Genomic DNA, 26,357 nt, shown 5'->3' on the forward strand with positions numbered 1-26,357 from the left:
CCTTGCTGAATAGTGATCATCACTTGGTGAAAATGTTTAACGTGATGATATTTAATGTTTTTTACTTTTATTTAACAAGTCTCAATTTGCAGTTTACGTAAACGTTAACCTTTTGTTACGACCATGGTCTCAATTCAATCTTGCTCAGGCATTGCTAACTTTATATACGAACATAAAACACACACATCATTTTTCGGTGTTAATGAGGAATATAAAATGGCTTTTAAAGATGAAGAACAAGCAAAAGCTTATTGGGCGGAAAACATTTCACTGCTGTTTAAATTATTAGCAGTTTGGTTTGTCGTATCCTTCGGTTTTGGTATTTTACTGGTAGATGTACTTAATGAAGTACGCTTTTTTGGGTTTAAACTTGGTTTCTGGTTTTCCCAGCAAGGCGCGATTTACACCTTTGTGGCTTTGATTTTTGTTTACGTTTTCAAAATGAATACGTTAGATAAAAAATACGGCGTAGACGAATAGGAGCTTAAGTAATGGATGTTCAAACACTCACGTTTTTAATTGTTGGTTTAAGCTTCGCGCTGTATATCGGCATAGCAATATGGGCCCGTGCAGGGTCAACAAAAGAATTTTATGTAGCGGGAGGTGGTGTTCCGCCTTTAGCTAATGGTATGGCAACGGCCGCAGATTGGATGAGTGCGGCGTCATTTATTTCAATGGCGGGTATCATCTCTTTTGCAGGTTATGATGGCGGCGTTTACTTAATGGGGTGGACAGGTGGCTATGTATTACTCGCCATGTGTTTAGCGCCTTACTTACGTAAATTTGGTAAGTTCACAGTGCCTGACTTTATCGGCGATCGTTACTATTCACGCACCGCTCGTTTAGTGGCAATTTTATGTGCTATTTTTATCTGCTTTACTTATATTGCAGGGCAAATGCGCGGTGTAGGTGTGGTGTTTTCACGCTTTTTAGAAGTTGAGATCGAGACCGGTGTGTACATTGGTATGGTGATTGTATTCTTCTATGCAGTGCTTGGCGGTATGAAAGGGATTACTTACACTCAAGTAGCACAGTATTGCGTATTAGTATTCGCATACTTAGTGCCTGCAATATTTATCTCAATGATGATGACAGGGCACTTCTTCCCGCAAACAGGCTTTGGTGCCACACTAAGTGATGGCTCTGGCATGTATGTACTGGATAAGCTTGATGGCTTAAGCGCTGAACTGGGGTTTGCTCAATACACCGAAGGCTCTAAGAGCATAATTGACGTATTTGCAATCACAGGTGCATTGATGGTGGGTACTGCAGGTTTACCACACGTTATTGTACGTTTCTTCACTGTACCTCGTGTTAAAGATACGCGAATTTCTGCAGCATGGACGTTAGTATTTATCGCGATTGTTTACACCACAGCGCCAGCAGTTGCATCGTTTGCACGTGTTAACATGATTGATACGATTAACGGTAAAGATGGCAGTGGTACTGAGTATGCACAAGCGCCAACCTGGGTTAAAAACTGGGAAAGAACAGGTCTTATTACCTTTAATGATAAAAACGGTGATGGCAAAATGTTCTACACAGCCGGTAAGATTGACGATCCTAACAGTGCAAATGAGGTAAACGTTGACCGTGATATCATGGTATTAGCAAATCCTGAAATTGCTAACTTACCTGCATGGGTTATTGCATTAGTGGCTGCCGGTGGTATTGCAGCAGCGCTATCAACTACGGCTGGTTTATTATTGGTTATTTCAACATCAGTCTCGCATGATTTACTTAAGCGAACTCTCAAGCCTGATATTAGCGATAAACAAGAGCTACTCGCAGCGAGGTTAGCAGCGATGATTGCCATTGTTATTTCCGCTTACTTTGGTATTAACCCGCCTGGATTTGTGGCGTCGGTGGTGGCATTTGCATTTGGCTTGGCTGCTGCAAGTTTCTTCCCGGCTATTATTATGGGGATTTTCTCTAAGACGATGAATAAAGAAGGTGCGATTGCAGGTATGGTGACAGGTATTACCTTTACTGCGGCGTACATCATTTTCTTCAAATTTGTTAGTCCTGAGCTTAACAGCCCTGAACATTGGTTCCTAGGTATTTCACCAGAAGGTATTGGCTTAGTTGGTATGGTTATTAACTTTGCTGTTGCAGCTATAGTATTAAAACTAACGGCTGACACCCCTGTTGAAATTCAACAAATGGTTGAAGGTATTCGTAATCCTAAAGGCTCTAGTGAGGCGCATGCTCACTAACAATAACTTGATTGTTATTTAAGCCAAAGCCCGACTTTTGTCGGGCTTTTATTTTTTATGAATATGCGTAATGTAGTAACTCTGGTCTTATTATTTGCGAGTACAGTTATGAATAACGAGCAGCAGGAAGTCGCCCAGTTTGTCAAAATACAAACGCCGTTTAGTCAAATCGATAGTAGTGCAGCCGATTATTTTGTAACCCATGTCGACAGCATTTATTTGACCCGAGAAAATCAATCGCAATGGTTACAGTCCGACTCGCCTAAGTTGTTTTTAATTCGCTCTGGATTATATGACCTAGTTGATGCCAAAGGCGATGTGATCACGCGTTTAACACAAGGTGATTATTTTGGCTTTCCATCTTTGTTAACAGGAGAGGCAATACAAAACCGTTTAGAAACGCAAAAAGAGGGCATAGTGTATATGCTCAATCAAGAGAGTTTTGATTTCTTGCGTCGAGAATATAAGTCGTTTGAACAATATTTTGTTCGTGCCCATGCTAATAGGCTACTTTCCTCCCATTATAAAAGTCAAAACGAAAGTTGGTCTGAGAAAAAAATATCAGAGTTGATGTCACGTAAAGCGGTTACATTGCCTCCTGATGCGAGCATTCGTCAAACAGCTAAAAAAATGAAAATGCACGGTGTTTCGTCAATAATGATCACAGAGTTTGAACAGCTGGTTGGGGTTGTGACTGATCGTGATTTACGTAATCGCGTGCTTGCAGATGAGGTTGAGCCAAAAGAAGCTGTGAGCACAATAATGAGTAAAAAGCCCAAATATATATTTGAGAATAATCGGGTTTTTTCAGCTCTGCATTTAATGCTTAAACATAATATTCATCACTTACCAGTATTAGATGAACATCATAAAGCACTGGGTATGATCACCAGTACGGACTTGTTACGCCAACAAAAAAGTGACCCAGTACAATTAATTGGTCGTATTTATAAAGCGCATAATATTAGTGATTTAAAGCGTTATGCTGATGAAATACCTGAGTTACTTCGTGGCTTTTCGCATAATATTGATGATATTTCTTTGATTGGTAAATTACTTAGTGGGCTAACCGATGCATTAACGTCACGGCTTATTCACTTATTTCAAGAAGACAATGGTGCGGCACCGACCAGTTTTAGCTTTATATGTTTTGGCTCACAAGCACGAGAAGAGCAAACTCTGCACTCAGATCAAGATAATGGTTTGTTATTACCAGATGATTTAAGTGATCAGCATCAAGATTACTTTCGCCGAATGGGAGAGTTTGTGTGTGAGCAACTTGTAGAATGCGGAATTAGGCGCTGCCCCGGTAATATCATGGCCAGCAGTGAATTGTGTAGAATGGGTATTTCAGATTGGTGTGAGCGTTTTTTCAAGTGGATAAAAAGTCCGACACCTGAGGCGATGCTAAACTGTAAAATATTTTTTGATTTACGGTTTATTGAAGGCTCAAACTCGCTTTATACCAGTTTTTGTGAGCAGTTAACCCGTATATCTCGCAATGACTTATTTTATGCTGCGATGGCCAATGATATAAAAAGTAATGCAGTACCCATTGGTTTGTTTAATCAATTTAAGTTAGAGAAAGATGCTAAGCAGCACAAGTTTATTGATTTAAAGAAACGCGGAGTGGTGATCATTAACGACATAGTGCGGTTATATGCGTTAAAAGCAGGAGTAAGGCGAGCAAATACCCAAGAGCGTCTTGATGCACTATTAAAGTATCCACTGTTAAATAATCAGGATTTATATAACCTAAAAGATTGCTGGCGTTTCTTAACCCAATTGCGTTTACGCACTCAAATTAACGAAGAGGGCTTGCCGAGTAACTGTATTAATCCTGATAAATTAAATTCTTTGGAGCGTCATCAGCTCAAAGAAGCGTTTTACCTAATAAAACAAGCACAGCAAGCGGCTGCATTTAAATTTGCAAGAGGAAGTTTGTAATGCACAAAACGTTAAGGGCTCAAAGTGGTTAAGCGTTGGTTAGATCGTTATTTATCAAAAAAGAAATTGTTAGCTACAAGTGCTGCGAGCCAGCGTTATATTGTTATCGATTTAGAGCTAACAGGACTTGATGTAAAACAGCATGAGATAGTCTCTGTTGCATGGGTTTTAATTGAACAGCAGTGTATTAAGCTCAGCCAAGCTACACATTATATTAATAAAGACGTACAACAATTAGAGCAAAGCCCTGTTTTTCATGGTATCGCGCAAAAAGATATTATTACAGGGCAAAGCTTAGACATTATTCTCACTAAGCTAAGTGATTACTTTGAGGATGCTATTTTAGTGTTTCATAATGCCAGTTTAGATTGGGGGTTTTTAAAACACGCCTTTAAAGCGCAGGGAATGGTGGCTAAACCCAGATTGATTCTTGATACTTTTTTAATAGAAAAAAAGCGCTTACATCAGCAAGGGCAAGAAATTGGCCTCGATGATTTAACATTAGCCGCTTGTAGAGCACGTTATCAGTTACCTGACTATCATAACCATCACGCTTTAACCGATGCGACTGCAACGGCTGAGTTATTACTTGCGCAGTGTTATCAAATAGGCCAAGGTAAAGATTTAAAGTTAGTTGATTTAGTTTATTTATAGGTTCTTTTAATGAAAAATAATTTACTGCCATCTTTAGTCGGTGTGATAGTCAGTTTAATTACAGTATGGTGGTTACATGGGTTTTTATTAGTGGATCGTTGTTTAGATAGTGGTGGCGCGATTAATCATAAAACTAACTTATGCATGGGTGAAAACGGTCAAGTAATAGAACTGGCAACGTCATCAGGCGTATTAGCCATTTATTGTATTGTGATTATGACAGTTTCATTAGTATCCGGAAGTTTAATACGCAAGCTGCTTAAGCGTTAAACAATTTACCTTTTCTAACTGTAGAGCCTAAGCCTTAGGAAGTTTGGGGCGATATAAAACTTGTGCTACACATTTATTTAACGTTACCTCTTATATTCAACTGCAAGGTCGATTACAATACGCGCATCAAAAAGGCAGGTGGCCTTTATCTGCAAGCAAATAGAGTGGATTTTCTAACGAATGGCAATCAAACTTGCAATCAATGGTTTTGGTCGAATTGGTCGGAATATTGTTCGTGCCCTGTATGAGTCAGGCTTAAACGATGAGATCAAAATTGTTGCAATAAATGAACTGGCGGATCCTCAAGGGATCGCGCATCTCCTTAAATACGATACTTCGCATGGACGCTTTAAGTTTCCCGTAACACTTGGCGAAGATAGTATTACCGTTGCTAATGATTCTATCGCCTTATTCTGCGAGGAAAATCCCGCTGAACTGCCTTGGCAAATATTAGATGTGGATGTTGTTTTAGAGTGTACCGGTGTGTTTCACTCTCGCGAACATGCTCAGTTACATCTAAATGCTGGTGCGAAGAAAGTGCTATTTTCTCAACCTGCAGATGCTGATGTTGATGCCACAATCGTGTATGGTATTAATGATGATGAATTAACCGCAGCGCAAACAATTGTTTCAAATGGTTCATGCACGACTAACTGCATAGTGCCAGTTATAAAAGTACTTGATGATGCCTTTGCGATTGAGTCAGGGGCGATTACCACAATTCATGCGTCAATGAACGATCAACAAGTGATTGATGCGTATCATCATGACTTACGTCGCACCCGTGCTGCGAGTCAATCTATTATTCCAGTTGATACCAAACTAGCCCGTGGTATTGAGCGTATTTTGCCTAAATTCCATGGCCGTTTTGAAGCGATTGCTGTACGCGTACCGACTATCAATGTAACTGCGATGGATTTAAGCGTAACAGTGAATACAGATGTGGATTTACTTGCGGTTAATAAAGTATTAAAGGCCGCAGCGAAAGATCGTCTCGAAGGGATTTTAAGTTACACCGAAGAACCATTAGTGTCTGTCGATTTTAACCATGATGCACACTCTTGTATTATTGATGGCACACAGACACGTGTTAGTCATAAACGACTGATAAAGTTATTAGTCTGGTGTGACAATGAATGGGGATTTGCCAACCGAATGCTCGACACAGCAAAGTGCATGATGGTTGCAAGTAACTAAATATTATAATTAAAAGTTTTTACTCAAGTCAGTATCGTTAACTAAGGAGAAGTCCATGTCGGTCATAAATATGGCAGATTTAGATTTAAACGGCAAACGCGTGTTAATTCGTGAAGATTTAAATGTACCCGTAAAAGCAGGTAAAGTGACCTCTGATGCACGTATTCGTGCAGCATTACCTAGTATTAAATTAGCCCTTGAAAAAGGCGCAAAAGTAATGGTGATGTCACACCTTGGCCGCCCTACGGAAGGGGAATACAACGAAGAGTTTTCACTTGCTCCTGTTGTTGATTATCTAAATGAAGCACTAGAGCAGACAGTGCGTCTTGAAAAAGATTATTTAGATGGCGTTGAAGTTGCTGATAATGAAGTGGTTGTTTTTGAAAACGTGCGCTTTAATGTTGGTGAAAAGAAGAATGATGAAACACTAGCTAAGAAACTGGCTGCATTATGTGACGTGTATGTAATGGATGCATTTGGTACGGCTCACCGCGCACAAGCTTCTACTCATGGTGTTGGCGTATATGCTGATGTTGCTTGTGCAGGCCCATTACTGGCTGCTGAACTTGACGCATTAGGTAAAGCACTTGATAACCCTGCACGTCCTTTAGTAGCTATTGTAGGTGGTTCTAAAGTGTCTACTAAGTTAACTGTACTTGATTCACTTTCTACCATTGTTGATCAATTAGTAACAGGTGGCGGTATCGCGAATACCTTTATTGCAGCTGCTGGCTACCCTGTAGGTAAGTCACTTTATGAAGCTGATTTAATTGATGAAGCAAATAAATTAAGTGCTGCTGCTAAAAGCAATAATGGTGAAATTCCTGTCCCAACTGATGTGGTTGTAGGAAATGAGTTTTCAGAGTCAGCGGTTGCAACATTGAAAGATGTGAGCGAAGTAACCAGCGAAGACATGATTTTTGATATCGGCCCAGATACGGCAAACCAACTGGCAAAAATCATTGCTAATGCAGGTACTGTGGTTTGGAATGGTCCGGTTGGTGTGTTTGAATTTGATCAATTTGGTAATGGTACACGTGCTATTGCACAAGCGATTGCAGACTCAAATGCGTTTTCGATAGCAGGAGGCGGTGACACGCTAGCAGCCATTGATAAATATGGTATTGCAGATAAAGTTTCGTATATTTCAACAGGCGGTGGTGCTTTCCTTGAATTTTTAGAAGGGAAAAAACTGCCAGCTGTTGCTATGCTAGAAGAGCGCGCTAAGTAAAATTAGTTGCTCGCTGGTGTGAGTAGTATTACTTGCACCAGCAAAGACCATTAATTAAATACCTCTCACCCTTATTTAATTGTTGGTTTTGGTTTACCGGTAGGTTTGGCGAGTGTCGATTCTATCGTGATGTAGTGATTGCATCGAATTAAACTATTCCGTTCGAACTAGGTAGTTTGTGCGTGCGCGCAGCTATCGACAATTTGGAGAATACCCAATGGCTTTAATCAGTATGCGACAACTTCTTGATCATGCAGCTGAAAATGGTTACGGCGTACCAGCATTTAACGTTAATAACCAAGAGCAAATCCGCGCTATTATGATGGCGGCTGATAAAACAAACAGCCCTGTAATTGTGCAAGGCTCAGCAGGTGCTCGTGCCTACGCTGGTGCCCCATTTATTCGTCATATGATTTTAGCAGCCATTGAAGAATGGCCACATATTCCTGTGGTAATGCACCAAGATCACGGCACATCACCTGGCGTTTGCCAACGTTCTATTCAATTAGGCTTTTCATCAGTCATGATGGATGGCTCATTAATGACCGATGGTAAAACACCTTCAAGTTATGATTATAACGTTGATGTTACACGTAAAACCGTTGAACTTGCACACTCATGTGGTGTATCAGTAGAAGGCGAGTTAGGTGTATTAGGTTCACTTGAAACGGGTGAAGCTGGCGAAGAAGATGGCGTTGGTGCTGAAGGTAAATTAACTACAGATCAAATGCTAACAGATCCTGAAGAAGCTGCTGACTTTGTAAGTAAAACACATGTTGATGCACTAGCAATTGCGTGTGGTACTTCACATGGCGCTTATAAATTTACTCGCCCACCAACAGACGATATTTTAGCAATTGATCGTATTAAAGCGATTCATGCGCGTATTCCTAATACGCACTTAGTTATGCATGGTTCTTCGTCAGTACCACAAGAGTGGCTTGAAATCATCAACCAATACGGTGGTGAAATCCCTGAAACTTATGGCGTGCCAGTTGAGCAGATTGTTGAAGGCATCAAGTTTGGTGTGCGTAAAGTCAATATTGATACTGATTTACGTTTAGCATCAACAGGGGCTATTCGTCGTCATTTAGCACAAAACCCTGCAAACTTTGACCCACGTAAATACCTAGCTGAAGCAACTAAAGCGATGACAGAGATATGTGTTGCGCGTTATGAGTCATTTGGCACAGCAGGCCAAGCAAGTAAGATTAAGCCAATCTCACTTGATGAAATGCATCTTAAATATTTAACTGGCGAACTAGATCCACAAATTAAATAATTTAAGTAACTGAATCAAAAAGCCAGAGTCTCTGTGAGTTTCTGGCTTTTTTATGCCTGTCATAAACTATTAAAACAAATACATGTAGCTAATTTTTAATTACAGACTATGCTTTAAAAGAGTTAAATATCAATTACTAGGACTACCATGGATAACAAATTACTACTTATTATTTTGTCGTTGTTTTTACCTCCAGTTGCGGTTTTTTTAAAGGCTGGAGTAGGTAAAGATTTAATCATTAATATTGTTCTGTGTTTTATCTTTTTTATACCCGCGGTAATTCATGCCCTTTGGCTGTGTACACGTTAAGGCATCGCTGGAAATAAATTCAGTAGCTTCGATTAAGTTTCAGTTACTGTTAACTTTACAGGTGTTAGCGTGTATAGCTATATGCTAAGCTCGCACCTGTAAATTAACCTCTGGAAATTAATAACAACATCAATGGCTGATAAAAAAGAACCTCGCTCATCGAAAACCTCAACAAAGCGCCCTGTAAAAAAGGCGGCTAGCAATACGGCTAAAACTGCAAAAAAAGCCTCCAAGAAAAAAACGGTAAAAAACACTAGTACGCGAAGCTTTGGCCGTAAACTATTCTCTATTTTTTGGAAATTGAGTCTTGCAGGTGTTGTCGCTATGGCTCTTTATTTAATCTATCTTGATGCCAAAATAACTCGTCAGTTTGAAGGTAATAAGTGGCAACTGCCAGCACAGGTATATGCTCGTGCAATGAGCTTTTATCCAGGGCAGTTTTTATCAAGCCAAGAAGTGCTTTGGGAGCTTGATCGGTTAAATTACTCGTCAGTTAATAAGCTAAGTCGTACTGGTCAGTATATAAAAAGTGGCGATAGCATTAAAATTTTTCGCCGTGAGTTTGAGTTTTTTGATGGCTTAGAGAGTGCACAAGTCATTGAGCTGCGCTTTACAGGGAAAAAATTAGCAACGATCAAAGATAAATTTGGCAGACGACTAAACAGCGCACGTTTAGAGCCAGTGCAAATAGCCCGAATTGGGAATGATTCAAAACAGGATCGTGAGTTTGTGCCTCTTGATAAATTTCCAGCAATGCTTAAAGACACCTTGTTAGTGGTAGAAGATCAAAAGTTTTATGAGCACCATGGGGTGTCTGTATTATCTATTATGCGCGCTTTATATAGTAATATTAAAGCTGGCCGCACCGTTCAAGGGGGCAGCACGTTAACTCAGCAATTAGCTAAAAATATCTATTTAACCCGTGATCGTACCCTTATTCGTAAATTCAACGAAGCACTTATCGCATTGATCTTGGATTATCGCTATTCTAAAGACCAAATCTTAGAGGCTTATTTAAATGAAGTGTATCTTGGTCAATCATATAACCAGGGTGTACATGGCATGGGTTTAGCATCTGAGTTTTATTTTTCTAAACCAGTAGATGAGCTGGAGTTTGACCAAATAGCCCTGCTTGTTGCAATGGTGAAGGGACCATCGTACTACAACCCGCGAAGATACAGCGAGCGCACGATGGAGCGCCGTGATCTCGTATTACGACTCATGGTTGATAATAAACTTATTGATACTCGCGAATACCGAGCTGCATTGCAGCGGCCAATTGATATCGCTCCAATGAAAGATAGCCTTCCTAAATCATACCCAGGTTATTTAGAGTTAGTGGACCGTGAGCTTAAACGATTACTCCCAGATCAAGAGGTACTTGATGCGGGGGTCAGAGTATTTACATATTTTGATTTACAAAAGCAAGCGGCGATGGAAGAAGCCATCACAGAAAGTCTACCGTATCTTGAAAGGCGAGCTACAACAGAACAACTAGAAGCCGCTATGGTGTCTGTTAATGTTGAAAAAGGTGGTGTATCAGCGTTAGTAGCTGGTCGAGATCCACGCTTTCTAGGTTTTAACCGGGTACTGGATACAAAGCGAAATATTGGCTCGTTAGTTAAGCCTGCAGTTTATTTAACAGCACTTGAGTCAGCTAATTATAACTTAGCTACATTATTAGATGACTCTCCTGTTCAAGTAACAAATCAGCAAGGTAAAGTTTGGCAGCCTGAAAACTTTGATCACCAATATCGCGGCATGATGCCACTTTATAAAGCATTCAGTAAAAGTATTAATATTCCAGTGGTTAATTTGGGGTTAGATGTAGGGGTTGATAAAGTGGCAACTACATTATCAAAACTTGGCGCTAAGCAGGATATTGAGCAATACCCATCATTGCTATTAGGGGCGATTGAGATGTCGAGCTTAGAGGTTGCTCAACTTTATACAACGCTTGCTGCGGATGGTGAATACCGAGAGTTAACCTCTATTTCAGCATTGACTGATTCCGTTGGTAAGGTTTTGTATCAGCACCAAGTTCGATCTGAGCCGCGGTTTGATAAAGCGGCTGCTTATATGACTAAGTATGCCATGAAACGAGTGACTAAAGACGGTACCGCCAAGCGATTAAATGCACATTTTCCTTCAATTCAATTAGCAGGCAAAACAGGCACCAGTAATGATTTACGTGATAGTTGGTTTGCCGGATTTGATCAAAGCACAGTTACAGTAGCTTGGATTGGCCGAGACGATAATAAAAGTACTGGGCTAACGGGCAGTGTTGGCGCACTAGAAAGCTATATTCGGTACCTAAAACCATTGAACCCGGAATCGATTGCAGACACTCGGCCCCCAACAATTCGTTGGGCATTTGTTAATGAACAAACAGGAATGCAAGCCCCACCAGGGTGTGGCAAGGTAATCCAATTACCACTGCGCGCTGCAGAGTTTGAACCTAGGCCAAGTTGTCAGCGCTAAGGAGTAGTTTAAAGCTGTTAAGCTTTAAACTTACTCATTGCATTTGATAGCCGCTCTGATAACAGGCTTAACTTCTGAGCATCACCAAGGCCTGATTGAGCAGATGCTTGTGTCTGTATCGCAAGAGTACTTATTTGCTCTGCGTCATTGAGTGCTTGAGCTGTTGCCTTTGATTGCTCCTGAACTCTTTGGGCAATAAGCTCACCTTGTTGCTCTATTTCTAACATACTGGTTTGCGCATTTTGTAGTACAGAATTGGTACTGTTAGCTGAGTTAACGCATTCAGCCATTTTAGTTACGCTAGTTTGCATTTTTTGTTGAGTATCATCGGAAGCTTTTTGTAATGAGCTGATAATTTGATGGATTTCTTGAGTTTGTAGTTGGGTGCGTGATGCCAAAGTACGTACTTCATCAGCGACCACAGCAAATCCACGACCTTGCTCGCCAGCTCGAGCAGCTTCAATGGCAGCGTTGAGAGCGAGTAAGTTGGTTTGATCTGCTATTTCACTAATTCCCTTACTTACATTACCGATGTTTTGGCTATCCGTTGCTAATCGGTCTAATGCTTTTTGATTTTCTTTAAATTCAATTTGTAAGTCTTCCATGTACCTAGCAAGTTCCATGGTATTAGTTGAACTTTCTTTAACATGTCCGGCAGCGCCTTGTGCAATATGCATTGCTTGAACTGCCGACTCCTCGACAGCGTGAGCACTGTTTGACATATCACTAAGGGCACTGTGTATCGCACTCACGCGACTTTGTTGTTCAGTCACATCTTCACTTGTTTTATAACTTGTTTGTTCTAGAGAGTGTGTTGCTTCACTTAAATCGACGGTTGTGGTTTTTACGTCCGCTAATAATTGAGTAAATGCTTTAAGTAGTGCATTGTAACGAGCTGTAATTATGCTCATTTCATCATTACCGAGGGATGTTAAGGTCGCACTCAAATCACCATCAGCAGCTTGTTCTGCTGCATTAGCGAAGCGAGTGATTCCACCTACCACAGCCAAATAAAAGCCAATCAATAAGTAAGCTGCGCTAAGTAAGCATATGAATGAAGCAATTAACACGATATTTCTTATCATGCGCTGTTGCTGCAGCTTATCAGTTATTAGCTTTTTAAGAGTAGGGATGCTTTGGTTTATAAGTTGTTGTAAGTCATTTTGAACAGTGCTGTAGTAACGGGAAAATTCAATTTTAGATATCGATAAATTGTCTGGCTCCAGCATTTTATTATCGATAGTGTTTTTAAATTGAGTAACACTTTTTTGCAGTTTTGATAGTAAAGGGGATAGTTTTTCATCAACCAAAGGGTTTGCATCTGTCGCTATAGTAAGTGTTTTTTGCACTTGTGCTTGGTACTGCGGTAATGACTTCGTTAAATTTGATAACGCTATAAAGGTCGTCGGAGTAAACGCTTGGGTATTTAGAACAGTATTAGCACTATCATTAGCTAAATTTATTTGCTTGATGAGAGCGGGGATTGTCGTAACCAATACACGATTTAAGTAAGCACTTGATAAGTGTTCATCAACAGCAAGTTGAGATTGAATGGAGATTAATTCTAGCGCATCAGCGGATTGCTCATCTCTTACATTAAAACCATGTTCGCGAGCAATTGCAGCGCTTTTATTAACTTTTCCAGTCATTTGGTTATTAAGTAAAGCTTCATAGGTTTGTAGGCCTTGGCGCTTCATCGTGGAAATATGTATGCTTTCAGTTAGTAAGCTGAGCAAGAAAAATAAACTTAATGCCAGCGGAGCGAGTAAAATACCAAACACTAAACCGATTTTGGTTTTATATTTTAAGTGTTCCATCAAGTTGATGGCAGGGGCCGTAAAGTGTCGTAATCCTGGCATAATGCTCTCTTGTAATGGGCAAATGGGTTGGGTAAGTAATATAAGACCGAAGAGCTTACTACTTTCATTCACTAATATTAGCCTAAAAACAAAAAAAAGCCCTTACGGGCTTTTTTATAAAGAGCGTTAAACAGTGTGTTAAAGCTTGGCGAATACTCGTTCAGCGGCTGCAATAGTATCAATAATTTCTTGCTCTGAGTGTTCAGAGCAAACAAAGCCTGCTTCAAATGCTGATGGTGCTAAGTAGACACCTTCTTCTAGCATTAAGTGGAAGAACTTTTTAAAGCGTTCTAAGTCACATTGTGTCGCTTGTTCATAAGTGGTTACTTTTTCTTGCTCTGTGAAGAAAAATCCATACATACCACCGGCGTAGTTAGTGGTTAGTGGAATTCCCGCTTTTTTCGCTGCTGCTTCAAAGCCTTCACAAATCGCTTTGCTTTTTGCTTCAAGCTCATCATGAAGACCGTCAACCTCAAGTAGCTCAAGCGCTTTTAAGCCAGCAGCCATAGCAATAGGGTTACCAGAAAGTGTGCCCGCTTGATACACAGGGCCTACAGGGGCGATGTAATCCATGATTTCATTCTTACCACCAAACGCGCCTACAGGCATGCCGCCGCCAATGACTTTGCCTAAACAGGTTAAGTCTGGCTTGATGTTGTAATACGCCTGTGCGCCACCAAGTGCGACACGAAATCCAGTCATAACTTCATCAAAAATAAGCACTGATTTATATTGATCACAGATTGCACGCAGGCCTTCTAAAAAGCCTGGTACTGGTGGAATACAGTTCATGTTACCAGCAACTGGTTCTACGATGATACACGCGATTTCATCGGCGTATTTTGCAAAAATAGCTTTTACTTCATCCAAGTTATTAAACGAAACCGTTAATGTATGTTTGGCAAAGTCTTCAGGGATACCTGGGGAGTTAGGTACACCCATAGTCAGTGCGCCAGATCCCGCTTTAACTAATAAAGAGTCGGCGTGACCATGGTAGCAACCTTCGAACTTAAGAATTTTATCACGGCCAGTGTAACCACGTGCTAAGCGAATGGCGCTCATGGTAGCTTCTGTACCAGAGCTTACCATGCGTACTTTTTCAATTGATGGCACCAGCTGTTTTACTTTCTCCGCCATGAAAATTTCGGTTTCGGTAGGCGCGCCATAGCTTAAGCCATTTTCAACGGCTTCAAGTACAGCCTGTTTGATTGCAGGGTGGTTGTGACCCATGATCATAGGTCCCCATGAACCTACATAATCGATATAGCGATTGCCATCGGCATCAAAAGTAAATGGCCCTTGGGCTTTGGTAATAAACAGTGGCGTACCACCTACACCGTTAAAAGCACGTACCGGTGAATTTACGCCACCAGGGATTGAGGCTTGGGCGCGGGCAAATAAATCTTGGCTAATTGTCATGAATATTCCTATTGAGTTTTCATGGTTACATTAAAATACATTTCTTGTTTAGTCGTTACGTTTACGGCTAAACCAAGGTACTTCAACTTCATAGTTTTCTACTTTGTCAGCAACATCTAACGTTAATGCAAATAATGCCATGCGGATCAATACTCCGTTTTGTACTTGGCGGAAAATTGCTAGGTTGTCATTACTGTTTAAATCGTTATCTAGCTCATTGGCTTCTAAGCGGCTATCACGAGGTAATGGGTGCATAAGCACTGAGTTAGGCTTGCAGTGAGCGTTATAAATTGACTGACTAATGCGGAAACCTCCGCGGTATTTATTGGCTTCTTCTTGTGATGGGAAGCGCTCTTCTTGAATGCGAGTTTGGTAAACAATATCGGCAGCTAAATTGCCTTCCATTTTATCGACAATTTCGATTTTATGACCTGCATTATCAACAGCGTCTAAAATATAGCTCGGCATTTGCAAGCCATCAGGTGCGACCATTGAAAATTTTACGTCCTTATAATGACACAGCAATTTAGATAATGAATGAACGGTACGGCCATATTTTAAGTCACCCACTAAAGCTATATGCATGCCATCAATACCCTGCTGAAAGCGATTAAGCTCACGTTCGATGGTTAGTAGGTCAAGGAGGGCTTGAGTTGGGTGTTCATTTGGACCATCACCGCCGTTAATAACCGGAACTGAGCAACCGGTTGCAAACTCAGCCACAGAGCCGGCATCAGGATGACGCATAGCTACGGCGTCAGCATAAGCTGAAATCACACGGGCGGTATCGTAAAGTGATTCACCTTTTGCCAAAGCAGAGCTTTGCATTCCAGTGGTTTCACGTACTAGGCCGCCTAATAAATTAAAGGCAGTACCGAAGCTTACGCGGGTACGGGTACTTGGTTCAAAGAATAGGTTTGCTAAGATTGCGCCTTCTAACACATTGGTACGCTTTTGCTTTTTAGCGTATGGTTCCATTTTTTTGGCTACTGAAAAAATACGTTCAATACAGTCTCGGTTGAGCTGATTAACAGAAAGAATATTTTCACCTTCGAAACTTAACATTGGGGTTATCCTATTACATTGAAAAGGGGCGCGATCAACCATTAATGATGGACACGCAATCGCGCGATATTATATCAAATTTTACAAGCTTGGTTTAGTGATGGCTAAAAATACGATAGCAAGCAGCACTAAAACAGGGAGTTCATTGAAAATACGATAAAAACGATCACTGCGCTTATTACGGTCGTGTTTAAAGTCAGCTAATAACTTAAAGCAATATGCATGGTAAAGGTACAAAATAATGACCAAAACTAACTTGTAATGTAACCACATGCTGTATTTAAACCACTCACGGCCGTATTCAACAATCATCAATACACCAAAAACGGCTGTTAATACGGCAAAGGGAGTAACAAATAGTAATAAACGGCGCTCCATTATCTTCAGCATCGAGCTACATGATTTTTCTTCGTTCATTGCGTGATAGACAAAAAGCCGAGGTAAGTAAAAAATGCCAGCAAACCAGGCTATCATAAAAAATACATGCAAGGCTTTGTAAACGAGTAAGGCGCTCATAATGTTCTCTTTAGTTTGTTACAGTAAGCTATTACGTATGGTGAGGATATGGCGGATCTGATCCCAACGCATAATTCCCATAATCTGTTGGTTGTCGAGTAAATTATATATATACACGGCGCCTGTGCGCTTATCTTTTAATATATCAAATGCATCAGCGAGTGTGGCTTGGCTGCTTACACCTTGTAAATTGATATAATTTATCGAGATATTTTGATCTGACATTAAACTCAGGTCATATTCAGCTAAGCGATAACCATTTTCTTCATCATAAACAATTAACGGGGTTTGACTGTTAACTGCATCAAGGCTTGATTTAATTTGTTCTTTGTCATCAGAGTAGAGTAACTTAAAGTTCTCATCCATTTCATCCATCACCCCTACTTTTTGCAAGGCTTCAGTGGCAGGGGATACATGGTAGTTCAGTCCTTGAAAGTCGAGCTGTTGTAAAAATATTGAACGATTACCAAAAAACTGCAGCGCGGTTACATAAGCAGTTGAGATCACTAACATTGCGGGCACTATTATTTCAGGACTAGAGGTCAGCTCCATAACGGTTGTAAGGGCTGCAAGTGGTGCGTGTAGTGTTGCAGCAAGTAATCCTGCCATGCCCAGTACACTGTAAGTGCCTGATATATCTATCCCAGGGCTAATAAACTGGGCGAAAAATGCCATTAATGTGCCCATCAATACACCTAACCCAATAACCGGGCCGATGATCCCACCAGGAATACCTAATCCAATTGCAAACAGCGTTGCAAACAACTTAGCTATTAAAATAGTGGTGAGCAATTGTACATCATCCGGAGATTCAACGGCTATGGCGATTGCGCTCATCCCTGAACCCATAGAATGGGGAACCATATAGGCAATTAGACCCGCGATTAACCCCGCTAAAAGTAGGCGTGGAAACATGCTTAGCGGTTTAAATGTTCGAATAATTAACATTAGATTTTGATTAAATGCAAATGCGACTGCGCCTAGTGTCATACCGAATAAAATTAAGAACGGATAGTGCCAGCCACTCAATGCCGTGACGGTTATTAGCTCAAGCTCAGAGGCGTCACCAAAAACGAATTGAGTCGCCAAGGCGCCAGTTGTAGCTGCAAGCATTATAGGTACGAAGATGTGAACTTTATATTCACGTAATACCACTTCCATAACAAAAATAACGGCGGCCAAAGGGGTGTTAAAAGATGCTGCAATACCTGCTGCAACACCACACCCACTTAGAGTACGCATGGCATTATGCGGGAGGTGGAGTTTATCTGCTAGCAAACTCGCGCCTGTTGCTCCCATATGCACTGATGGGCCTTCACGCCCCACTGAAAAGCCGCTTATTAAAGCCAGTGCCCCACCCACAAATTGGTTTACCGTATTATAAAGCGGCATTTGGCCGTAGTAATGTTTGATTCTGTGAATTACAAAAGGAATACCAAGGCGATAGTGTTTAAAACCTGTAAATGCGGCAAACAAGGCTATCAAAAAAGCGGCGCCAACCGGCATTAATAAACGTTCTAGGGGGGGCAGAGTGCTAAAATCATCAGGTGTTTCGAGAAATAACCCCTGAAAAAATAAAATAGTTAAACGAAATAGAATGATTAAAAACGCTGCAATTAATCCTGCGCATACGCCGAGTAAGCACAGTTGCACCGATGTTTTTGGCTTTGCCAAGCGACGCCTAAGCGTTTCAAGCCACATGCATTCTTCCTCGCCATTTATTTAACGAGAGTTTATCAAAATAGTAAGGTGAAGTCCTTGAGATTTTTACTGGTTTTTCACTTAATGCAAATTGATTTTGGGTATAGCTTAAGGTAGTTTGCAAAATCACCGAAATGGATATTCAAATTTGGAAAGACTCTATGCACACCGTAATGAGTATTATAACTACATTCGCGCTAATGGCTTGGCCACTAATAGTAATGATGTCGCCAATGATGCTAGCAGCTCCTGGTGCACAAGATAGTAAAACGGCTGTGTTAAGTGCTATGTTATTTTTGCTCTACCCCGTCGCTATCTTTATTTTACTGGGTTTGTTTGAAGTTAACTATTTAGGCTTTAATGGCTTTTTGTTAGCAAAAATTAGCGCGGTCGTTGTGTGTGTTATTTTTGTGGTTTTTGGCTATTCCAGTTTGTTTATTAATATGGTCAAAGGGGTGCCTAATAGTGGCTATGCAGTTGTGAATGACACTGTGTATTTTAGTGGTAACGAGCTCACAGAAGCAGACCCTGATAGTTTTACTACTTATGACCGACAAGATTATGAAAATGAACACTCAGCATCACTGTATGCCAGCGATAAACATAGCTTTTATTATTTTGGTAAGCGGGTAGAAAATGTTGATTCTCGCAATATAACAGGGCGATTAATTGGTCATACGTTGTATTGGTTTAGTGACACGCAAGTGATTTTAAGAAATCAAATAATTGAAGCGGCAAATCCGCACACCTTTGCAAGTATTGATGAAAACTGGAGTTACTCAGAAACTGATGGTGAATATATCATTTATTATGGTGATGAAAGATTAAAACCTGCTGAGTTTGATTCTTTCAAAGTGCTTTTTAGGGCATACGCTAAAGATAAAAGTCACCTTTATTATGGTGCGTATATTATTGCCCCCGAGGCTGACTTAAAAACGTTCGAAATACTCACCACACACTATGAATTCGCACGTGATATAAATAATATTTACTATTTATCTGGCAGTGAAACCCACGCTGTTGAAGGGCTAGATCCTAACACTTTCAAAGAATTGAAACGCAGTTACATTAAAGATAAAAGCGCGGTCTATTACCATAGCTATAGTGATGGTGTACAACGTATCAGTGAAGCTGATGTCACAAGTTTTGTAGTCACAGATTATGATGAAACAACACATTCAGACGCGGGTGATAAAAACTATTACTATATGCGTGGCGAAATTGTCGCTGCAAAAACTGACTTTTAACAAATCCTCGCTAAGGTGAGGGATTCTACTGATGATAATCTATTTATAAAAGTAATCAGCAGTTGTTTACTATACTTGATTAAAACACTAGGGTATTAGATAATCGCGCCATTAGAGGAATTGAGGGGTTGGGTATGTCAGAAGAATTACCGATTAAATTTAGCGATGCTGCGGCTGTTCGTGTTAAACAATTAATTGATGAAGAAGAAAATCCAGAACTTAAACTACGTGTATATGTTACCGGTGGTGGGTGTTCTGGTTTCCAATATGGTTTTACTTTTGACGAAAAAGCTAACCCGGGCGATTTAGAAATCGTAAAAAATGGCGTAACTCTCGTAGTTGATCCTATGAGTATTCAATATTTAGTCGATGGTGTTGTTGACTACACTGAAGGCTTAGAAGGTGCTCGGTTCTTTGTCTCAAACCCTAACGCAACCACTACCTGCGGGTGTGGCGCTAGTTTTAGCGTTTAACAAATCATAAGAAAGCCGCTGTAGAGCGGCTTTTTTGTATCTGCATTATTTTATATTGCTCTAAGACTCCCCCTTACCTATTATTAAACCAGTTTGCGCATCGATAAATTAAGATCTAATAAGGAAGCACTGCGTTGAAAAAGCTCGCCAAGCAACTCGAACAAAAACCCTACATTTTAGCTTTATCTATTATCGTTTTTATTGTTATCTGGATGAGCTCAGGAAGCTCTCAGGCAAATGACGAAGAAACAATTAAAGCTGTGGAAAAGGTTGCCAAAGTACAAGTTGTTAAACTTGTTGCGCAGGATATTAAAAAAACATTGTCGTTTTATGGTAAATCACAACCGGATAAATTAGCCAAAGTGAGCGCCCGCCAAGCAGGTGAAGTTGAGAAAATCTATGTTGAAGAAGGTCAGTTTGTCGAGCAAGGTCAGCTAATCTTAGAATTGGATAAATCAGATTTGGCAGCGCAAATAGGCTCTGCAACAGCACTTTTAAAGCAATATACCGCAGAGTACGAAGGGGCGCTGTCACTACGTGATCAAGGGCTGCAAGATCGCGTGCAAACTATGCGCAGCGAAGCGATACTTGCACAAGGAAAGGCGCGGTTAGCTGGGCTCAAATTACAACTTCAGCGGACAGAAGTTCGTGCCCCATTTAGTGGCATAATTAATAAACGCGTTGTGCAAATAGGTGACTATGTTGGCATTGGTGACCCAATTTTAGAATTAGCGGATCTTGACCCATTAGTGGTAAGAGCAAATGCAACACAAAAAGAAATACTCGGTTTAAAAGTTGGTCAAGGCGTGCATGCCCATGTGTTAAATGATAAAACTTACCCTGGTAAAATTCGCTATATCGCCTCAGTCGCCGACGAAAGTACTAATACGTTTAGAGTTGAAGCTGCATTTTCAAACCCAAATATGACCTTTAAAGCCGGCTTTTCAACTCAGCTTGATATTGAATTGCAATCAGCACCGGCCATGTTACTTAGTCCTGCGTATATGGCGCTCGATGATGAGGGAAACATTGGCGTAAAAATCATTGATGATAAAAATAAAGTGGTATTTAAAAGTGTTGAACTCGTCAAATCGACAGCAGAAGGAGTCTGGCTTTGGGGGTTAGGTGAAACAGCAAATGTGATAACCCTTGGTCAAGGCTTTGTTCGAGAGGGCGATATTGTTGAGCCTGTATATATGAACGTAGACGATAAAGCTGGCGAGTAACCGATGAAGAACTTAATAGAAGCGTCGCTCAACCATACTCGTACAGTACTATCTATATTCATACTGTTATTAATTTCAGGCTGGGTGACGTATCAAAATATTCCTAAAGAAGCGAACCCTGATGTAACCATCCCGTTTATCTATGTGTCTATTATTCATGATGGTATTTCTCCAGAAGACGCGGAACGTTTATTGGTTCGGCCAATGGAGATTGAATTACGTTCTATTGAGGGCGTAAAAGAAATGACTGCGGTGGCCAGCGAAGGTCATGCGTCGGTAACATTAGAATTTATAGCCGGTATGGACCCCAAAGAGGCGCTTGCCGATGTGCGTGATAAAGTAAGCTTAGCCAAAGCTAAATTGCCTTCGGAATCAGAAGAGCCAGAAGTTCACGAAATTCTCATGGAAGATGAGCAACCTACAATTACTCTAACACTCTCTGGCGATTCACCAGAACGAGGTTTATTGACGCTTGCGCGAAACTTAAAAGATGAACTTGAAAGTATCTCGAGTGTATTAGAGGTTGATGTGGGAGGCGATCGTGAAGATATGGTCGAAATTGAAGTTGATCCACTTGCGATGATCTCCTATGGACTGGAACCAAACGATATTATTCAGTTGTTATCTAATAATAATCGTTTGGTTGCTGCGGGCACATTGGATACAGGTAAAGGGCGTTTTGCAGTAAAAATACCCTCAGTATTTGAGACTATTCAAGATGTAATGGAGCAACCAGTTAAAGTCGTTGGCGATAGAGTTGTTCGCTTTATGGATGTCGCGAAAATTCGTCGCGCATATAAAGATCCTAGCTCCATAGCACGCATCAATGGCCGCCAAGCTGTGTCGTTAGAAGTGAAAAAGCGTGCTGGTGAAAACATCATCGACACAGTCGCACAAGTCAAACAGGTCGTTACTCAAGCTCAAAAAATATGGCCAGATCATATTCGTGTTGATTACACCGGTGATATGTCAAAAGATGTTGAAATGATGCTTTCTGACTTACAAAATAATGTGTTATCAGCAGTTCTGTTGGTGGTTATTGTGATTGTGGCTGTACTGGGGGCGCGTACTGCATTCTTAGTTGGAATTGCGATACCTGGCTCTTTTTTAACGGGCATTTTAGTCATATCTCTATTTGGTCTTACTGTGAACATTGTGGTGTTATTCGCACTTATTATGGCGGTTGGTATGTTGGTTGATGGTGCCATCGTTGTTACTGAATTCGCTGATCGAGCTATGAGTGAAGGAAAGTCCCGCAAGCAAGCTTATAAAATAGCCGCAGAGCGTATGGCATGGCCTATTATCGCTTCAACGGCAACCACCTTAGCTGCCTTTGCACCGCTGATATTCTGGCCTGGCATGATGGGGGAATTTATGAAGTACTTGCCAATTACATTAATCGCGACATTAACTGCCTCATTATTGATGGCTTTAGTGTTTGTGCCTACAATTGGTGGCTTAATAGGTAAAACACGACCATTAACGGCGCAGCAAAAAAGGGATTTAGCATTAGCTGAATCAGGCGACTTAACTCAATTGTCAGGGTTTTCTGGGCGCTATGTCCGATTACTTAATCGAGCGATAAATAGCCCTTGGTGGACATTGTTGGCGGCTATTGCGTTCTCTATCGTAGTGTTTTTTGCTTTTGGTGCTTCTAAGTTAGGTGTTGAGTTTTTTCCTGATGTTGAAGCAAATGGTGTGAACATAAAAGTACGCTCTTACAGTGATCTGTCTATTTATGAAAAAGACGTGATTATGAAAGAGATCGAAACGCGTATTTTGGATGTGCAAGGTATTAAAACGCTCTATGCCCGTACTGGTGGTAAAGATCAGATTGGTACATTCAGAATGAACCTAAAAGATTGGGATGAGCGTGCTCCTGCCGAAGACATTATTAGTCAGGTAAATGAGATCACCGCAAGCTTTGCTGGCGTTGAGATTGAACTGCGCAAAGATGAAAATGGCCCCGGTGGTGGTAAGGCGCTGAGTATTGAGTTAAGTTCGAAATATCCTGAAGAGTTAAATCAACAAGCTAAAGTTATCCGTCAAGCAATTGAAAATGATGGGGCTTTTAGAAATGTTGACGACACCGCATCAAAACCAGGCATTGAGTGGCAACTAAAGCTTAATCGTGCTGATGCTGCACGCTTTGGTGCCGATGCGGCGATGCTCGGGGCAAATGTACAATTGATCACAAATGGTTTAAAACTTGGTGAGTACCGCCCAGATGATGTAGATGATGAAATTGATATTCGAGTGCGTTTTCCTCATGATAAACGTGATTTAGGGCGTTTAGAAACATTACGTGTTAAAACAATGCACGGGCAAGTACCCATAACTCATTTTGTTGAGCGTAATGCTGCGCCAAAAGTTGATACCATTCGACGAGTAGATGCCCACCGTGTAGTCACGATTAACGCCGATATGAAGGTTGGTGAACAACTAGCAAAGGCACTGCCTAGATTACAAACACAGTTAAAAGAGCAGGGATTAGATCCTAGGGTTAAAATAAAGGTGCGTGGCGAAACTGAAGATCAAGATGAATCAGAAGCTTTCTTAAAAAATGCATTTTTAGTTGCGTTGTTTGTTATGGGGATCATCCTGGTCACTCAATTTAATAGCTTTTATCAAGCATTTTTAATTCTCAGTGCTGTGTTATTTTCAACAGTTGGGGTCTTTCTTGGCTTATTTGTATTGCAGCAGCCATTTGGTATTGTAATGTCAGGCATTGGGGTGATTTCATTAGCAGGTATTGTTGTTAATAATAATATTGTATTAATAGACACTTATAATGTTTTACGTAAGCAGGGGCTGGCAATAGAAGATGCAATTTTAAGAACTGGAGCACAACGTTTAAGGCCTGTATTATTAACGACTGTTACAACGATTTTAGGATTAATGCCGATGGTGTTACAAATCAATATCGATTTATTTAATCGGACTATCGATTTTGGTGCGCCATCGACTCAGTGGTGGGTACAACTTGCTACAGCTGTTGCAGGAGGACTCTCATTTGCAACGGTACTGACGCTTGTTTTAACCCCATGTCTATTAATGCTACGTGAGCGAAAAAGCACTAATTAGCTCAAATTAAGTCACTCACTATTGATGAGTGACTTGGATCATTAGAACAAAAAAACCTAAAACTAAGGCTGAAAAGCTTAAAATGTATATAAAGCCTTTTTTACCTTGTTTAATTGGAACTCCATTTTTCTTAAGAAAAAAGTACCAAACTAAGCAAAGTATAATGGGTAATAAAAAAAGTAACCGGAACATATTTCTTTCTCCTCGCTTTATTTTTACATATTTACATCATAAACCACTAATTTTAAAAGTAAAAATAATTTGTCGTAAAATAGGTTCATTTACATAAATTATTTGATACATTAAAGAGGAACGAATAATCGAGTATTTACTTTATTGTTTGTTTTACAATAATTGAATGGGGATAAAAATACGAAGCTTGAAATGGAGTCGGCTCGTAATTTTTTATTCAGCAGTAGTAGTTATAGTATATAATGTATCCAAGAGTGAGACGGGCAAATTTCATTCTTAATTTAATTTTAAATCATCTAAGTAGGAGATGTTTTTTATGATGGGTAAAACAGTTTCTTCAGAAGAAAACTCAAAGTTGACCAAATGGCTTAAAGTTAAGCGCCATGAAAAGGGTCACACAATGCGCAGCCTTGCACAAGTTCTTGGTACGCCGCACTCTTTTATCGGTAAAATTGAAAACCAAGAGCGTCGTTTAGATGTGATTGAATTTTTACGCTATTGTGACGCGTTAGAAGTTGACCCATATGAAGGGTTAGGATTACTAAAAGAAGATTAATTTTTAGGTAAGTGCAAGGAAGCGCTTTCACACTTTATTTATTATTGTTGTGATAGCTATTTTCAAGCTCATACAATTTATGCCTAATAAGATATAAAAACACTAACGACGGCAACACCATTAATGCTGTTAAAATAAAGAATAACGACCAGTTCCCGCCTAGCCAATCATCAATTACCACGCCACTGTAACTCGAAAGCAAAGTTCTACCTAAATTACCTAAAGATGCTAACAGTGCATAGTGCGTCGCACTAAAAGCACGGTCGCAGAGCATTGATATAAATGCCACCATAGCCACTAGAGACCATGCTTGAGTGAAACCATCAACAACAATAGCCATAGCATATAAATGCTCTTGGGGGCCTGCAACTGCAATCCATGAAAACATTAAATTTGATGCAGCCATTGCTACACCACTTATAAATAGGCCTTTAACTATGCCGTATTTATGGTTAAAAATACTGCCTAAAAAGGCAAACACAATGGTGATTAGCCCAGTGCCCAGTTTTGAATAATTGGCAATTTGGGTGTTTGAAAAACCGACCTCTTTATAAAACACAATAGACATACGGGCTAAAAAAGCTTCGCCAATTTTAAATAAGAATATAAAGGCAAGCAGTGCTAAAGCTGTTTTAACTCCGTTACGGGAAAAAAAGGTTCTAAAAGGGTCTATCACCGTCACGGCTAACCATGCCACTATCTTGGCTGATTGCGAATATTGATTGTTACTTGCAAGCTTTGCTTGGTAAATGCGCTCAAGTTCAGCATGGACTGCTTCACGGTTTGATTTAGGCTCTTTTGCCCAAAATACACAGCTCATCAGTAAGAGCATTAAAGCAGCTAAAAAGTAATAAACTTGTGGCCAATCAATGCTCGGAATATCCGCCATATAAAAGGGGATTGCGCCGAGTAATGCATAACCGCTCCACCAACCTGAAGTTGCCATTGCCGCAGCAGCTGTGGCTTTATGACTTTCGTTTTCCTCGAGTGTATCAATTCGGAACGCATCGATGGCAATATCTTGCGTGGCTGATGCGATAGCAATTAATAAGCATAATGCAGCAGCGATGGCTAAGTGGTCTGTTATATTAAGCCCTGCTAATAACAGTACACCAATTAAAATAAAGCTTTGGCAAAAGAGGATCCAGCTACGGCGCTGACCGAGCCAATTATATAATAGAGGGAGTTTGATGCGATCAACCAAGGGTGACCATAAAAAGTTAATACTATAAGCGCCAAAGACGATACCGAATAAGCCTATCATGCTGCGACTCAAATCTTCATCTTTTAGCCATGCAGACATTACAGAGCCAATTAATACCCATGGAAAACCGCTACTCATACCAAATATGAAAACGTTAATTAATCGCTTGTCTTTAAAGTAAGAAAAATATTCAGTAATAGATAAGTTGTTTTTCATAGCGCCTTCATT

The 26,357-nt window shown here is 40.4% G+C and carries 21 protein-coding genes; 15 read left to right on the forward strand and 6 right to left on the reverse strand.

Going from position 1 to position 26,357, the window contains the following annotated elements; genetic code table 11:
* Positions 1-216 precede the first annotated feature (216 nt).
* The 10 genes from QMA12_RS10810 (at position 217) to mrcB (ending at position 11,587) form a co-directional block, all read left to right on the forward strand.
* A complete protein-coding gene (locus QMA12_RS10810) occupies positions 217-480 on the forward strand; it encodes a DUF4212 domain-containing protein (RefSeq protein ID WP_004586074.1) in 264 nt (87 codons plus the stop codon).
* 11 nt (positions 481-491) lie between these two features.
* Positions 492-2,216: a sodium:solute symporter family protein gene (locus tag QMA12_RS10815; RefSeq protein WP_290210185.1), complete on the forward strand. Its 1,725-nt coding sequence runs from the start codon at positions 492-494 to the stop codon at positions 2,214-2,216.
* A gap of 108 nt (positions 2,217-2,324) precedes the next feature.
* Positions 2,325-4,163 carry a DUF294 nucleotidyltransferase-like domain-containing protein gene (locus QMA12_RS10820; RefSeq protein WP_290210186.1) on the forward strand — a complete coding sequence of 613 codons (1,839 nt, stop codon included), beginning with the start codon at positions 2,325-2,327 and terminating at the stop codon, positions 4,161-4,163.
* Positions 4,164-4,187: 24 nt separating this feature from the next.
* Entirely contained in the window at positions 4,188-4,817 is a 630-nt protein-coding gene (locus tag QMA12_RS10825; protein WP_290210187.1) for a 3'-5' exonuclease, read from the forward strand.
* Positions 4,818-4,826: 9 nt separating this feature from the next.
* Complete coding sequence (locus QMA12_RS10830; protein WP_087531007.1) at positions 4,827-5,087, forward strand: hypothetical protein; 261 nt, start codon at positions 4,827-4,829, stop codon at positions 5,085-5,087.
* A gap of 180 nt (positions 5,088-5,267) precedes the next feature.
* Complete coding sequence (gene epd, locus QMA12_RS10835) at positions 5,268-6,284, forward strand: erythrose-4-phosphate dehydrogenase (protein ID WP_087531006.1); 1,017 nt, start codon at positions 5,268-5,270, stop codon at positions 6,282-6,284.
* Positions 6,285-6,339: 55 nt separating this feature from the next.
* Positions 6,340-7,515, forward strand: coding sequence for a phosphoglycerate kinase (locus QMA12_RS10840; protein ID WP_087531005.1), 1,176 nt, complete (start codon positions 6,340-6,342; stop codon positions 7,513-7,515).
* A 217-nt stretch (positions 7,516-7,732) separates the two neighbouring features.
* On the forward strand, positions 7,733-8,797 hold the full coding sequence (gene fba, locus QMA12_RS10845; protein WP_087531004.1) for a class II fructose-bisphosphate aldolase: 1,065 nt from the start codon (positions 7,733-7,735) through the stop codon (positions 8,795-8,797).
* A 147-nt stretch (positions 8,798-8,944) separates the two neighbouring features.
* The gene (locus QMA12_RS10850) at positions 8,945-9,106 is read left to right on the forward strand and encodes a YqaE/Pmp3 family membrane protein (protein WP_087531003.1); all 162 of its coding nucleotides are present in this window, start codon (positions 8,945-8,947) and stop codon (positions 9,104-9,106) included.
* 132 nt (positions 9,107-9,238) lie between these two features.
* Entirely contained in the window at positions 9,239-11,587 is a 2,349-nt protein-coding gene (gene mrcB / locus QMA12_RS10855) for a penicillin-binding protein 1B (RefSeq protein WP_290210188.1), read from the forward strand.
* Positions 11,588-11,604: 17 nt separating this feature from the next.
* On the opposite strand, the gene QMA12_RS10860 is transcribed toward mrcB, so the two are convergent.
* The 5 genes from QMA12_RS10860 to QMA12_RS10880 form a co-directional block, all read right to left on the reverse strand.
* Positions 11,605-13,446: a methyl-accepting chemotaxis protein gene (locus tag QMA12_RS10860; protein ID WP_290210189.1), complete on the reverse strand. Its 1,842-nt coding sequence runs from the start codon at positions 13,444-13,446 to the stop codon at positions 11,605-11,607.
* A 138-nt stretch (positions 13,447-13,584) separates the two neighbouring features.
* Complete coding sequence (gene hemL, locus QMA12_RS10865) at positions 13,585-14,865, reverse strand: glutamate-1-semialdehyde 2,1-aminomutase (protein ID WP_290210190.1); 1,281 nt, start codon at positions 14,863-14,865, stop codon at positions 13,585-13,587.
* A gap of 48 nt (positions 14,866-14,913) precedes the next feature.
* Positions 14,914-15,930 carry an aspartate carbamoyltransferase gene (locus QMA12_RS10870; RefSeq protein ID WP_087530999.1) on the reverse strand — a complete coding sequence of 339 codons (1,017 nt, stop codon included), beginning with the start codon at positions 15,928-15,930 and terminating at the stop codon, positions 14,914-14,916.
* 81 nt (positions 15,931-16,011) lie between these two features.
* Positions 16,012-16,446 carry a CopD family protein gene (locus QMA12_RS10875; protein ID WP_087530998.1) on the reverse strand — a complete coding sequence of 145 codons (435 nt, stop codon included), beginning with the start codon at positions 16,444-16,446 and terminating at the stop codon, positions 16,012-16,014.
* Positions 16,447-16,464: 18 nt separating this feature from the next.
* Positions 16,465-18,147 (reverse strand): chloride channel protein, encoded by a 1,683-nt coding sequence (locus QMA12_RS10880; protein ID WP_087530997.1) that lies wholly within the window; start codon positions 18,145-18,147, stop codon positions 16,465-16,467.
* A gap of 173 nt (positions 18,148-18,320) precedes the next feature.
* Here QMA12_RS10880 and QMA12_RS10885 point away from each other — a divergent pair, with 173 nt between their 5' ends.
* The 5 genes from QMA12_RS10885 to QMA12_RS10905 all read left to right on the forward strand — a co-directional run bounded on the left by QMA12_RS10885 (position 18,321) and on the right by QMA12_RS10905 (position 24,925).
* Complete coding sequence (locus QMA12_RS10885) at positions 18,321-19,394, forward strand: DKNYY domain-containing protein (RefSeq protein ID WP_290295271.1); 1,074 nt, start codon at positions 18,321-18,323, stop codon at positions 19,392-19,394.
* A 134-nt stretch (positions 19,395-19,528) separates the two neighbouring features.
* Complete coding sequence (gene erpA / locus QMA12_RS10890; RefSeq protein WP_054205543.1) at positions 19,529-19,867, forward strand: iron-sulfur cluster insertion protein ErpA; 339 nt, start codon at positions 19,529-19,531, stop codon at positions 19,865-19,867.
* 134 nt (positions 19,868-20,001) lie between these two features.
* A complete protein-coding gene (locus QMA12_RS10895; RefSeq protein WP_290210192.1) occupies positions 20,002-21,093 on the forward strand; it encodes an efflux RND transporter periplasmic adaptor subunit in 1,092 nt (363 codons plus the stop codon).
* Between the two features lie 3 nt (positions 21,094-21,096).
* Positions 21,097-24,177: an efflux RND transporter permease subunit gene (locus tag QMA12_RS10900; RefSeq protein WP_290210193.1), complete on the forward strand. Its 3,081-nt coding sequence runs from the start codon at positions 21,097-21,099 to the stop codon at positions 24,175-24,177.
* Positions 24,178-24,685: 508 nt separating this feature from the next.
* Positions 24,686-24,925: a helix-turn-helix transcriptional regulator gene (locus tag QMA12_RS10905; RefSeq protein ID WP_058560149.1), complete on the forward strand. Its 240-nt coding sequence runs from the start codon at positions 24,686-24,688 to the stop codon at positions 24,923-24,925.
* 34 nt (positions 24,926-24,959) lie between these two features.
* Here the strand turns inward: QMA12_RS10905 and QMA12_RS10910 are convergent, their stop codons facing one another.
* Complete coding sequence (locus QMA12_RS10910; protein ID WP_290210194.1) at positions 24,960-26,345, reverse strand: MFS transporter; 1,386 nt, start codon at positions 26,343-26,345, stop codon at positions 24,960-24,962.
* Positions 26,346-26,357 lie beyond the last annotated feature (12 nt).

Origin of the sequence: Pseudoalteromonas sp. APC 3893 (assembly GCF_030408095.1) — a bacterium.
GTDB lineage: Bacteria > Pseudomonadota > Gammaproteobacteria > Enterobacterales > Alteromonadaceae > Pseudoalteromonas.